An 11,297-nucleotide genomic window follows, 5' to 3' on the forward strand; every position below is an offset into this window, starting at 1 on the left:
CCCGGCGCCTGTCCCGCACCCGCCGCACCTGGTGCCCTGGTGCGCATGTCATCAGTCGCCCCTTTCGAGGCCCTCCCGACGGAGCCACCGCGGTGAGCGGCGCCGTCGACGCCCGGTCCCTGGCCGTGGTCATCTTCCTCGCGTTCGTCGCCGTGTCCCTGCTGCTCTGCGGACTCGCCGCAGCGGACCAGGACGACCCCGAGCACTTCTACGCGGGCGGCGGAGCCTCGCTCGGCCCCGTCGGCGGAGGGCTCGCCATCGCCGGGGACTACGTCAGCGCCGCCACGCTGCTCTCCACCACCGGATCCGTCGCGCTCGCCGGCTTCGACGGTGTGCTCTTCGCCCTGGCGACCGTCGCGTCGCTGGTCCTCGTCATGCGGGTCCTCGCCGAACGCCTGCGCCGAAAGGGTGTGTTCACCCTCGGCGACTTCCTCGCCGACCAGCTCGGCGACGGCTCCGTACGCCGGGCCCTGGGCGTCGCCACCCTCGTCGTACTCGCCCCGCTCCTGCTGGTTCAGCTGACCACCGCCGGACACGTCATGACGGCGATGTTCGGGCTCCCCGAAGGAGCGCTCACCGGCTGCACGGTCGCCAGCGGTGCGCTGATGGTGTGCTACTCCGCCTTCGGCGGCATGCGCGGCACCGGCTACATCCAGATCCTCAAGGTCGCCGTCGTACTGGCCGCAGTCACCCTGCTGGCGGGGCTGGTGCTCGCCCGGTTCGGCTGGTCACCGTTCGCGCTCTTCGACGCGGCCCAGGAAGGCAGCAAGGCGGGCGGCGCCTACGCGCGCCCAGGACTCCAGTTCGGCCACGGGCTCGCCGGCAGCCTCGACCTGATCGGCTTTCAGTTCACCCTCGTCCTCGGCGCGGCCTGCATGCCGCACATCATGATGCGGCTTCACCCGCTGCGCGACGGCTGGACCGCGCGCCGCGCGGGTGTCTGGGCCGTGGCCCCGGTCGCCGTCCTGTGCACCGGGATCGTCGTCGTCGGGCTCGGGGCCTCCGCCCTGCTGGGCCGGGACACCCTGCGCGCCGCCGACCCGGCCGGAGGCACCGCCCTGCTGATGGTGACCGGAGTGCTGGACCCGGGCGCCAGCGGGCCGCGCGACAGCCCGCTGTTCGCCCTCGTCGCCTGCGCCGCCTTCGCCACCACCCTGGCCGCCGTGGCCGGCATCACCCTGGCCGCCGCCTCGACCCTCGCCCGCGACTTCGCGGCGAAGGGCGCCCAGGGCGCCGGAAAGGCCTCCGACAGGGAGATCCGCAGGGCACGCCTGGCGGTGCTCGCGATCGGCTCGCTCGCCGTCCTCCTCTCGGCGTACACCCACGACCGCAACCCCCAGGTGCTGCTCTCGCTCTCGTTCGCCGCAGCGGCCTCGATCCTGCCGCCCGTCCTGCTGTACGCGCTCTTCCGCCCCGGATTCAACGCACGGGGGGTGCGCTGGACCGTGTACGGAACACTTCCGCTGATCGTCGGCCTGATGGTCCTGTCACCCGCGTTCTCCGGCACACCCATCGCGCTGTTCCCCGCATGGGACTTCCACGTGTTCCCGCTCCAGACACCGGGCCTGATCACGATCCCCGCCGGATTCCTCCTCGGCCTGCTGGGATCCAGGCCACGGCCGGACACCCCGCGGGAAGGCCCCCGGCACGGGGCCCGCTGGGTACCCGTACAGGCGGGACGTGACGCCTGACCGGCCGGTGAAAGCCTGTCTCTCCTCAGGCCGGATCAGGGAGCGGGGTCCGGCCTGATCCGGACGAGAGAGGCGCTACAGCCCCAGCTCCGCCGTGTGCAACCGGGCGAGCGCGTCCTTGTCGCCCTCCAGCTCCACCCGCGCGGCGTCCTGCCGGCCCGCGGCGAACAGCAGCAGCTCACCCGGCTCCCCGGTGACCGTCACCACCGGGGTGCCCTTGTGGGCCACCACCGTCTGACCGTCCGGGCGGCGCAGGACCAGACCCACCGGGGCCCTGCGGCCCAGCATCCGGGCCGACTTCTCGGTGCGTGACCACAGCACATCGGCGAAGACCGGGTCCAGGGTCCGCTGCGACCAGTCGGGCTGGGCCCGGCGCACGTCCTCCGCGTGGATGTAGAACTCGACCGTGTTGGCCGCCTCGTCCAACTGCTTCAGCCCGAAGGGTGACATCCGCGGCGGACCCGTACGGATGAGCTGGATCAGTTCCTCGTACGGCTTCCCGGCGAATTCGGCCTGCACCCGCTCCAGCCGGTTCTTCAGCGCACCCAGAACGATCCCGCCCGCCGCGTCCGCGCGGCGCTCACGTACCACCACATGGGCGGCCAGGTCCCGGGTCTTCCAGCCGTTGCACAGGGTCATAGCTTCGGGGCCCGCCGCTTCCAACAGGTCGGCGAGCAGAAGACGTTCACGCTTCGCATGGGTCGACATGCCCGCCAGCGTACGACCGACGCCCATGGTCCGCCCAGTGGACGCACACCCGGACGGCCGTCCCCGGCGCGGCACAATGGGGCGCATGACCAGCACGCCCGGCACCACCCCCGCCAGCAACCTCGACCCGGCCGTCGCGGCCCGCCTCAAGCGCGGACCCGACGGACTGGTCCCGGCCATCGCCCAGCAGTACGACACCGGCGAGGTGCTCATGCTCGGCTGGATGGACGACGAGGCGCTGCACCGCACCCTCACCACGGGCCGCTGCACCTACTGGTCCCGCAGCCGCCAGGAGTACTGGGTCAAGGGCGACACCTCCGGCCACATCCAGCAGGTCCGCTCCGTCGCCCTGGACTGCGACGCCGACACCGTCCTGGTGAAGGTCGACCAGACCGGTGCCGCCTGCCACACCGGTGACCGCACCTGCTTCGACGCGGACGTCCTTCCGCTCGCCCCGTCCCAGTAAGGTCAGCCGCCATGGATCTCGAGACCTTCCGCAAGCTCGCCGTCGACCGGCGCGTCATTCCCGTCAGCCGTCGGCTCCTCGCGGACGGTGACACCCCGGTCGGGCTCTACCGCAAGCTCGCGGACGAGCGCACCGGCACGTTCCTCCTCGAATCCGCGGAGAACGGCCGCACCTGGTCCCGGTACTCCTTCATCGGAGTGCGCAGCGCCGCCACCCTCACCACCCTGGACGGCCGGGCCCACTGGCTCGGCACGCCGCCCGTCGGCGTCCCCGTCGACGGCGACCCGCTGCAGGCCCTGCGCGCCACCGTCGAGACCCTGCACACCCCTCGCGACCTGGTCGGCGACGACGGCCTGCCGCCGTTCACCGGCGGCATGGTCGGCTATCTCGGGTACGACATCGTGCGCCGGCTGGAGAAGATCACCGAGCACGGCGGCGACGACCTGAAACTCCCCGAGCTGACGATGCTCCTCACCTCGGACCTCGCCGTGCTCGACCACGGGGACGGCACGGTCCTCCTGATCGCCAACGCCATCAACCACAACGACCTGGACACGGGGGTCGACGAGGCGTACGCGGACGCCGTCGCCCGGCTCGACGCCATGGAGCGGGACCTGTCCAGGCCGGTGGAGAACGCCCCCGCCGCCCTGCCGCCCTCCGAGCTCCCGCCGTACACCGCGCTGTGGGGCGGCCCCGCCTACCAGGACGCCGTCGACGACATCAAGGAACGCATCAGGGCAGGCGAGGCCTTCCAGGTCGTGCCCTCCCAGCGCTTCGAGACGCCCTGCACGGCAAGCGCCCTGGACGTCTACCGGGTCCTGCGCGCCACCAACCCGTCGCCGTACATGTACCTCCTGCGCTTCGACGGCTTCGACGTCGTCGGCTCCAGCCCGGAAGCGCTCGTCAAGGTCGAGGACGGCCGGGCCATGGTCCACCCCATCGCCGGGACCAGGCACCGCGGCGCCACCCCGCAGGAGGACCAGGCACTCGCCGACGAGCTCCTCGCCGACCCGAAGGAACGCGCCGAGCACCTCATGCTCGTCGACCTCGGCCGCAACGACCTGGGGCGGGTCTGTGAACCCGGCAGCGTCGAGGTCGTCGACTTCATGTCCGTCGAGCGGTACTCGCACGTGATGCACATCGTCTCCACCGTCACCGGACGCGTCGCCGAGGGCCACAAGGCCTTCGACGTCCTCACCGCGTGCTTTCCCGCGGGCACCCTCTCCGGCGCGCCCAAGCCGCGCGCCATGCAGATCATCGAGGAGCTCGAACCGACCCGCCGGGGGCTGTACGGCGGCTGCGTCGGCTACCTCGACTTCGCGGGTGACTCCGACACCGCCATCGCCATCCGGACGGCCCTGCTCCGCGACGGCACCGCGTACGTCCAGGCGGGAGCGGGCGTCGTCGCCGACTCCGACCCGGTCGGCGAGGACACCGAGTGCCGCAACAAGGCCGCAGCGGTGCTCCGCGCCGTGCATACGGCGAACCGGCTCCGGTCCCACTGAGGCGGTAAGGGATAGTGGGGTACGTGAGTGCTGTCCCCGTACCCCAGCCCCGTGCCCGTGCCGCCTCCGCGCCCGACAGCGCAGGCAGCCGCCGCAGCCTGGGCGCCGGCCTGCTCCTCGGGGCCGCCGGCGCCACCGTCGTCCTCCTCGCCTCAGGGCAGAAATGGGCCGAGGGCACGGCAGCCGTCGGAGGCGGAACCCTGCCCCTGACCGCGGACGGCCAGGACGTCACAGGCCTCCCGGCGGCCCTGGCCGTCGTCGGCCTGGCCGCCCTGGTAGCCGTCTTCGCCGTCCGGGGCGGCGGCCGGACGATCGTCGCCGGACTGCTGGCACTCAGCGGTCTCGGCGCCGGCCTGAGCTCCTACGCGGGCGCCTCCGACAGTGCAGCCCTCGACGAGAAGGCCGCCCGCACCACCGGCAACACCTCGGCCACCATCGACGCGCTCAGCCACACCGCCTGGCCGTACGTCACGGCCGCCGGCGGCCTGCTGATCCTGCTCGCCGGACTGCTCGCCCTGCGGTACGGCAGCCGGTGGCCCGCCATGTCGGGGCGGTACGAGCGCGACGGCACCCCGCGCCCCCGCAAGGCCGCTCCCGCAGCCCCGGATCCCGACCGGCCCGAGGACCTGTGGAAGGCCCTGGACCGCGGCGAGGACCCGACGCGCGAGGCATGACCCCCCGGCTCCGGTCCACCCGCACGTACGGGACAATGGCAGCGAGCTTTCTGCACAGCGATACCTTCAGCGCAACACCAACGAGGAGCAACTCATGGCGGGCAGCAGCCACGGACACACCCCGGCCGCCTGGACCGGTGTCATCATCGCCTTCATCGGCTTCTGCATCGCAGGCCTCTTCATGGTCGCGGCGAACCCGCTCGGCTTCTGGGCCGGACTCGCCGTCATCGCCGTCGGCGGACTCGTCGGTCTCGCCATGAAGGCCGCGGGCCTCGGCATGCCGAAGGAGTCGGCGGAGCTGGCGGCGGCCAGGGCCCGTGCGGGAGAGGCCCAGACCACCTCCTGACCGCACACCGGTGCACAGACACGACGCGAGGCGCAGCCCGGACCGGGCTGCGCCTCTCCGTACGAGCGGGGACAATCAGCGCGTGGACGCCTCAGCTTCTCCCGCCGCCCCGGACCCGGCCCCCGTACCGGGCACCCCCGGACCGCCGCACCCCCGCCCTGCCGCGGCCGGACCCGTGCTCCCCCCTGCCGCCGCGCCGGTGACACGGCTCAGGAGGCTCGCCGCCCCGGCCGGTGCGATGGCGGTCGTCGTCGGCGCCTTCGGCTACGTGGCCACGGTCGATCCCAACGAACCGGGCCACTACCCGGTCTGCCCCATGCTCCGCTTCACCGGAGTGTTCTGCCCCGGCTGCGGCGGGCTGCGCAGTGCCCACGCCTTCGCCCACGGCGACATCGCCGCAGCCCTCGGCTCAAATGCCCTGGCCGTCGTCGGCTACGCCGTCTTCGCCGTGGTCTGGCTGCTCTGGATGGTCCGCGCGAGCCGGGGCGAGCCGCTTCGGATCTCACTCTCCCCCGCCTACCTGTGGGGGGCCGGCGCGGTGCTGCTGATCTTCTCCGTCGTCCGGAATATGCCGTTCGGGTCAGGCTTGGCACCCTGAATGCCCAGGTAGTGGGACGTACCGCCGCCGGATGCGAGCCCATCGCCCTCCTGCGGATACCATCGAGATGGCTGATCCTGTTCCCTCATACACCGTTCCGGAAGGGGGCCGCTCGCGTGAGTGTGCTCGACGAGATCATCGATGGCGTTCGCGCCGACCTCGCAGAGCGGCAGGCGCGCGTCAGCCTCGACGAGCTCAAGGAACGCGCAGCCCGCGCTCCTCGGGCCAAGGACGGAGTCGCCGCCCTGCGAGGCGAGGGCGTGACCGTCATCTGCGAGGTCAAGCGCTCCAGCCCTTCCAAGGGGGCCCTTGCCGCAATCGCCGACCCCGCCGCGCTCGCCGCGGACTACGAGGCCGGCGGCGCGTCCGTCATCTCGGTCCTCACCGAGGAGCGCCGCTTCGGCGGCTCCCTCGCAGACCTGGAGGCCGTCCGCGCCAAGGTGGACATCCCGATCCTGCGCAAGGACTTCATCGTCACCTCGTACCAGCTGTGGGAGGCACGCGCCTACGGCGCCGACCTCGCCCTGCTGATCGTCGCCGCCCTCGACCAGGAGGCCCTCGTCTCCCTGATCGAGCGCGCCGAGTCGATCGGCCTGACGCCGCTCGTCGAGGCGCACGACGAGGAGGAGGCGGAGCGTGCCGTGGACGCCGGAGCGAAGATCATCGGTGTCAACGCGCGCAATCTGAAGGACCTCAAGGTCGACCGCTCCACCTTCGAGCGCGTCGCCCCCGAGATCCCCGACCACATCGTCAAGGTCGCCGAGTCCGGCGTCCGGGGCCCGCACGACCTCATCGCCTACGCCAACGCGGGCGCCGATTCGGTGCTCGTCGGAGAGTCCCTGGTCACCGGCCGGGACCCGCGGTCCGCGGTCGCCGACCTGGTCGCCGCGGGCGCCCACCCGGCCCTCCGGCACGGACGGGGCTGACCCGCACCGTGCCCGACTGTCCCGCGCCCCGCGTCCGGCCGGGCCTGCGCCCCGCCGGGGCGACGGCCCGGGACCCCCACGCGCCCCTGGCCCGCGGCTGCAGGCCGCGGGGCTGCCGCGCCCCCGCCCGCCGGGTGCACGGCCGCCGCGTCCGGTACGTGATCGGCGACGAACCGGGACAGGTCAACGGCATGCGATGGCGCACGGGGTCCGCGCCGTAGCGAGCCCCGGCCGTCGCACTCCTCCCCCCACGGGGAGGTCCGCACGCCCTACCGCACCGACCGCTCGACGGCCGGCGCGGTGCTCCGCCCACGGCGCATACGGTGAACCCACCCGTTGCAACGTCGAGGAGCACGTCGCATGTCGTCCGACTTCTTCATTCCGGACCCCGAGGGTCTGATTCCCAGCGCCGAGGGGTACTTCGGTGCGTTCGGTGGCAAGTTCATCCCGGAGGCGCTCGTCGCCGCCGTGGACGAGGTGGCCGTCGAGTACGACAAGGCCAAGGCCGATCCCGCCTTCGCCGCCGAGCTCAACGAGCTCATGGTCAACTACACGGGCAGGCCCAGCGCGCTGACCGAGGTCCCGCGCTTCGCCGAGCACGCCGGCGGCGCCCGGGTCTTCCTCAAGCGGGAGGACCTGAACCACACCGGCTCACACAAGATCAACAACGTGCTGGGCCAGGCGCTGCTCACCAAGCGGATGGGCAAGACGCGTGTGATCGCGGAGACCGGCGCCGGTCAGCACGGTGTCGCGACCGCGACCGCGTGCGCCCTCTTCGGCCTCGAGTGCACCATCTACATGGGCGAGATCGACACACAGCGCCAGGCGCTGAACGTGGCCCGGATGCGGATGCTCGGCGCCGAGGTCATCGCCGTGAAGTCCGGCTCCAGGACCCTCAAGGACGCCATCAACGAGGCCTTCCGCGACTGGGTCGCCAACGTCGACCGCACGCACTACCTCTTCGGCACGGTCGCCGGTCCGCACCCCTTCCCGGCGATGGTCCGCGACTTCCACCGGGTCATCGGCGTCGAAGCCCGCCGCCAGATCCTGGAGCGGGCCGGCCGGCTGCCCGACGCGGCCGTCGCCTGCGTCGGCGGCGGCTCCAACGCCATCGGCCTCTTCCACGCCTTCATCCCGGACGACAGCGTCCGGCTGATCGGCTGCGAGCCCGCCGGACACGGCGTCGAGACCGGCGAGCACGCCGCGACCCTGACCGCGGGTGAGCCGGGAATCCTGCACGGCTCACGCAGTTACGTCCTCCAGGACGACGAAGGCCAGATCACCGAGCCCTACTCGATCTCGGCCGGCCTCGACTACCCGGGCATCGGCCCCGAGCACGCCTACCTCAAGGACGTCGGCCGCGGCGAGTACCGCGCGGTGACGGACGACGCAGCCATGCAGGCGCTGCGCCTCCTCTCCCGCACCGAGGGAATCATCCCGGCCATCGAGAGCGCGCACGCGCTGGCCGGCGCGCTGGAGGTCGGGCAGGAACTCGGCAAGGACGGGCTGATCCTGATCAACCTGTCCGGCCGGGGCGACAAGGACATGGACACGGCCGCACGGTACTTCGGCCTGTACGACTCCGAGGGGGAGAAGTGAGCGGCAACCGAGAGCTTCTCGATTCGGCACTGGCCAGGGCGGCATCCGAGGACAGGGCCGCACTCATCGCGTACCTGCCCGGCGGCTTCCCGACGGTCGACGGCGGCATCGAGGCGGTCAAGGCCGTCGTCGCGGGCGGCGCCGACATCGTCGAGGTGGGCCTCCCGCACAGCGACCCGGTGCTCGACGGGCCGGTCATCCAGACCGCCGACGACATCGCGCTGAAGGGCGGCGTCAAGATCGCCGACATCATGCGCACGGTCCGTGAGGCCTACGAGGCCACCGGCGTCCCGATCCTCGTCATGACGTACTGGAACCCCATCGACCGGTACGGCGTGGACCGCTTCACCGCCGAACTCGCCGCGGCCGGCGGAGCCGGGTGCATCCTGCCCGACCTGCCGGTCCAGGAGTCCGGACTGTGGCGCGAGCACGCCGAGAAGCACGGCCTCGCCACCGTCTTCGTCGTCGCGCCGAGCAGCAAGGACGCCCGCCTCGCCACGATCACGGCAGCGGGCTCGGGCTTCGTGTACGCCTCCTCGCTCATGGGGGTCACCGGCACCCGTGAATCGGTCGGCGAGCAGGCCCAGGAGCTGGTGCGCCGCACCCGCGCCACCACGGACCTGCCGGTCTGCGTCGGGATCGGGGTCTCCACCCGCGAGCACGCCGAACAGGTCGCCGGCTTCGCCGACGGCGTGATCGTCGGCTCGGCCTTCGTCAAGAGGATGCTGGACGCCCCCGACGCGGCAGCAGGACTCGCGGCCGTCCGCGCACTGGCCGGCGAGCTGGCCGAAGGTGTTCGAAAGCGCCGATAGTGATCGTCACCCGTACGGGTGGACATGGGACCGGGGAGGCGCTCACGTGCCTCCCCGGTTCGTTTGCGCGGTGTGAGCGACAAGAACCATGAGCCGAAGAGAGCCGCACGCGAGCGGCTCGTACAGCAGCGTGAGCTGGACCGGGCGCGGGAGCGCCGCAGGCGCACGCTGATCGTCGCGACCGCCGTGGTGGGCGTCCTGGCGCTGGCCGCCGTGATCGGCCTGATCGCCGCCAACGCGGGAAAGAACGACACGGACAGCGAGGCCGGACCCGCGGTCACGCCGTCCGGGGCGACGGGCAAGGACGGTCTGGCCCTCCAGGTCGGGGCGGACGACGCGCCGTCCACGCTCACGATCTGGGAGGACTTCCGCTGCCCCGTCTGCGCCCAGTTCGAGGAAGCCTTCCGGGGCACGATCGCGGAGCTCGCCGACAGCGGCCAGATCAAGGTGGAGTACCACCTGGCCACGATCATCGACGGCAACCTCGGCGGCAGCGGATCACTGCGGGCCGCCAACGCCGCGGCCTGCGCCCAGGACGTCGGCAAGTTCGCCCCGTACCACGACGTGCTCTACCGCAATCAGCCGCCGGAGACCGACGACGCCTTCGGCGAGAACAGCAAGCTGATCGAGCTCGCCGGCACCGTGGACGGACTGGACACGCCCGCCTTCCGCAGCTGCGTGGAGGACGGCACGCACGACAGCTGGGTCGAGAAGTCGAACACCGCCTTCGGTAAGGGCGGGTTCCAGGGGACTCCCACCGCGCTGCTCAACGGTGAGTCGATCTTCCCCAAGAAAGGAACCGAGGAGATCTCCGTGGCGAATCTCAAGAAGTGGGTGGCGGAGGCCAACAAGGGCAAGGAACCGGGCACGGTCGGGGCGACGCCCTCGGGCTCGAAGCCGTCCTGAGGGCCCGGCCCGTTACCCAGAAGTTGCCGGACGGCTTGCCTCACGTCCCGTCCGGCAAGGTAGCGTCGACCCCGTCATGAACCTTGCCTTCATTCCCAGCCCGTCGACCGGCGTGATCGAGCTCGGCCCGATCCCGCTCCGCGGCTACGCGTTCTGCATCATCATCGGTGTCTTCGTCGCCGTCTGGTTCGGCAACAAGCGCTGGATCGCCCGCGGCGGGCGAGCCGGCACCGTTGCCGACATCGCCGTCTGGGCCGTGCCCTTCGGCCTCGTCGGCGGCAGGCTCTACCACGTCGTCACCGACTACCAGCTGTACTTCAGCGACGGTGAGAACTGGGTCGACGCCTTCAAGATCTGGGAAGGCGGCCTCGGCATCTGGGGCGCGATCGCGCTCGGCGCCGTCGGCGCCTGGATCGGCTGCCGCCGCCGCGGGATCCCGCTGCCCGCCTGGGCCGACGCGCTCGCACCCGGTATCGCCCTCGCCCAGGCGATCGGCCGCTGGGGCAACTGGTTCAACCAGGAGCTGTACGGCAAGCAGACGGACCTGCCGTGGGCGGTGAAGATCAGCGAAGGCCCCAACCGGGTGGCGGACACCTACCACCCGACCTTCCTGTACGAGTCGCTCTGGTGCATCGGTGTCGCACTCCTGGTCGTCTGGGCGGACCGCCGGTTCAAGCTCGGACACGGACGGGCGTTCGCGCTGTACGTGGCGGCCTACTGCACGGGCCGTGCCTGGATCGAGTACATGCGCGTCGACGAGGCCCACCACGTGCTGGGACTGCGGCTCAACGTGTGGACCGCGATCATCGTCTTCGTCCTCGCGGTGACGTACTTCGTGATCTCGGCGAAGCTGCGCCCCGGACGCGAGGAGATCGTCGAACCCGCCGCGGTGGACCTGTCGAAGGACAGCGGCAAGGACAGCGGGTCGGCAGACTCCGCCGAGGGCGCAGACAGCCCCGAGGCCGCCGACCCGTCGGACGCCGCCGACGCGCAGGCGAAGGAGCCCGAGGGCGACGACGCCCCGCAGACGGCCGACAAGAGCTGACGCACCCGGAACCACCCGAAG

13 protein-coding genes are annotated in these 11,297 nt (G+C 71.9%); 12 read left to right on the top strand and 1 reads right to left on the bottom strand.

The window, feature by feature from the left end:
• The first annotated feature begins 92 nt into the window (after positions 1-92).
• Positions 93-1,691: a cation acetate symporter gene (locus tag OG844_RS36275; RefSeq protein WP_406389409.1), complete on the top strand. Its 1,599-nt coding sequence runs from the start codon at positions 93-95 to the stop codon at positions 1,689-1,691.
• Between the two features lie 75 nt (positions 1,692-1,766).
• On the opposite strand, the gene OG844_RS36280 is transcribed toward OG844_RS36275, so the two are convergent.
• Positions 1,767-2,399, bottom strand: a complete 633-nt coding sequence (locus tag OG844_RS36280; RefSeq protein ID WP_406389408.1) for a TIGR03085 family metal-binding protein — start codon at positions 2,397-2,399, stop codon at positions 1,767-1,769.
• A gap of 85 nt (positions 2,400-2,484) precedes the next feature.
• On the opposite strand from OG844_RS36280, the gene hisI reads away from it, so the two are divergent.
• From hisI to lgt, 11 genes are all read left to right on the top strand, one after another.
• Positions 2,485-2,865 carry a phosphoribosyl-AMP cyclohydrolase gene (gene hisI, locus OG844_RS36285; RefSeq protein ID WP_351170796.1) on the top strand — a complete coding sequence of 127 codons (381 nt, stop codon included), beginning with the start codon at positions 2,485-2,487 and terminating at the stop codon, positions 2,863-2,865.
• 11 nt (positions 2,866-2,876) lie between these two features.
• Complete coding sequence (locus OG844_RS36290) at positions 2,877-4,370, top strand: anthranilate synthase component I (RefSeq protein ID WP_406389407.1); 1,494 nt, start codon at positions 2,877-2,879, stop codon at positions 4,368-4,370.
• A gap of 14 nt (positions 4,371-4,384) precedes the next feature.
• Positions 4,385-5,044 (top strand): TIGR02234 family membrane protein, encoded by a 660-nt coding sequence (locus tag OG844_RS36295; RefSeq protein WP_406389406.1) that lies wholly within the window; start codon positions 4,385-4,387, stop codon positions 5,042-5,044.
• A 94-nt stretch (positions 5,045-5,138) separates the two neighbouring features.
• Entirely contained in the window at positions 5,139-5,390 is a 252-nt protein-coding gene (locus OG844_RS36300) for an HGxxPAAW family protein (RefSeq protein WP_406389405.1), read from the top strand.
• Positions 5,391-5,472: 82 nt separating this feature from the next.
• Positions 5,473-5,988, top strand: coding sequence for a DUF2752 domain-containing protein (locus OG844_RS36305; RefSeq protein ID WP_406389403.1), 516 nt, complete (start codon positions 5,473-5,475; stop codon positions 5,986-5,988).
• Positions 5,989-6,104: 116 nt separating this feature from the next.
• A complete protein-coding gene (gene trpC / locus OG844_RS36310) occupies positions 6,105-6,914 on the top strand; it encodes an indole-3-glycerol phosphate synthase TrpC (RefSeq protein WP_329212096.1) in 810 nt (269 codons plus the stop codon).
• Positions 6,915-6,922: 8 nt separating this feature from the next.
• On the top strand, positions 6,923-7,135 hold the full coding sequence (gene trpM, locus OG844_RS36315; RefSeq protein ID WP_406389401.1) for a tryptophan biosynthesis modulator TrpM: 213 nt from the start codon (positions 6,923-6,925) through the stop codon (positions 7,133-7,135).
• 139 nt (positions 7,136-7,274) lie between these two features.
• A complete protein-coding gene (trpB, locus tag OG844_RS36320) occupies positions 7,275-8,513 on the top strand; it encodes a tryptophan synthase subunit beta (RefSeq protein WP_406389400.1) in 1,239 nt (412 codons plus the stop codon).
• Positions 8,510-9,325 (top strand): tryptophan synthase subunit alpha, encoded by an 816-nt coding sequence (trpA, locus tag OG844_RS36325; protein WP_406389399.1) that lies wholly within the window; start codon positions 8,510-8,512, stop codon positions 9,323-9,325. The genes trpB and trpA overlap by 4 nt, the downstream gene beginning before the upstream one ends.
• Positions 9,326-9,397: 72 nt before the next feature.
• Positions 9,398-10,231: a thioredoxin domain-containing protein gene (locus tag OG844_RS36330; protein ID WP_406389397.1), complete on the top strand. Its 834-nt coding sequence runs from the start codon at positions 9,398-9,400 to the stop codon at positions 10,229-10,231.
• Positions 10,232-10,307: 76 nt separating this feature from the next.
• A complete protein-coding gene (gene lgt / locus OG844_RS36335) occupies positions 10,308-11,276 on the top strand; it encodes a prolipoprotein diacylglyceryl transferase (RefSeq protein ID WP_406389396.1) in 969 nt (322 codons plus the stop codon).
• Positions 11,277-11,297: the final 21 nt, after the last annotated feature.

Source organism: Streptomyces sp. NBC_00887 (genome assembly GCF_045207585.1).

Coding starts and splice junctions, on each gene's coding strand:
- hisI (WP_351170796.1), top strand. CDS start 2,485: ATGACCAGCACGCCCGGCACCACCCCCGCCAGCAACCTCGACCCGGCC.
- OG844_RS36280 (WP_406389408.1), bottom strand. CDS start 2,399: ATGTCGACCCATGCGAAGCGTGAACGTCTTCTGCTCGCCGACCTGTTG.
- lgt (WP_406389396.1), top strand. CDS start 10,308: ATGAACCTTGCCTTCATTCCCAGCCCGTCGACCGGCGTGATCGAGCTC.
- OG844_RS36290 (WP_406389407.1), top strand. CDS start 2,877: ATGGATCTCGAGACCTTCCGCAAGCTCGCCGTCGACCGGCGCGTCATT.
- trpB (WP_406389400.1), top strand. CDS start 7,275: ATGTCGTCCGACTTCTTCATTCCGGACCCCGAGGGTCTGATTCCCAGC.
- OG844_RS36300 (WP_406389405.1), top strand. CDS start 5,139: ATGGCGGGCAGCAGCCACGGACACACCCCGGCCGCCTGGACCGGTGTC.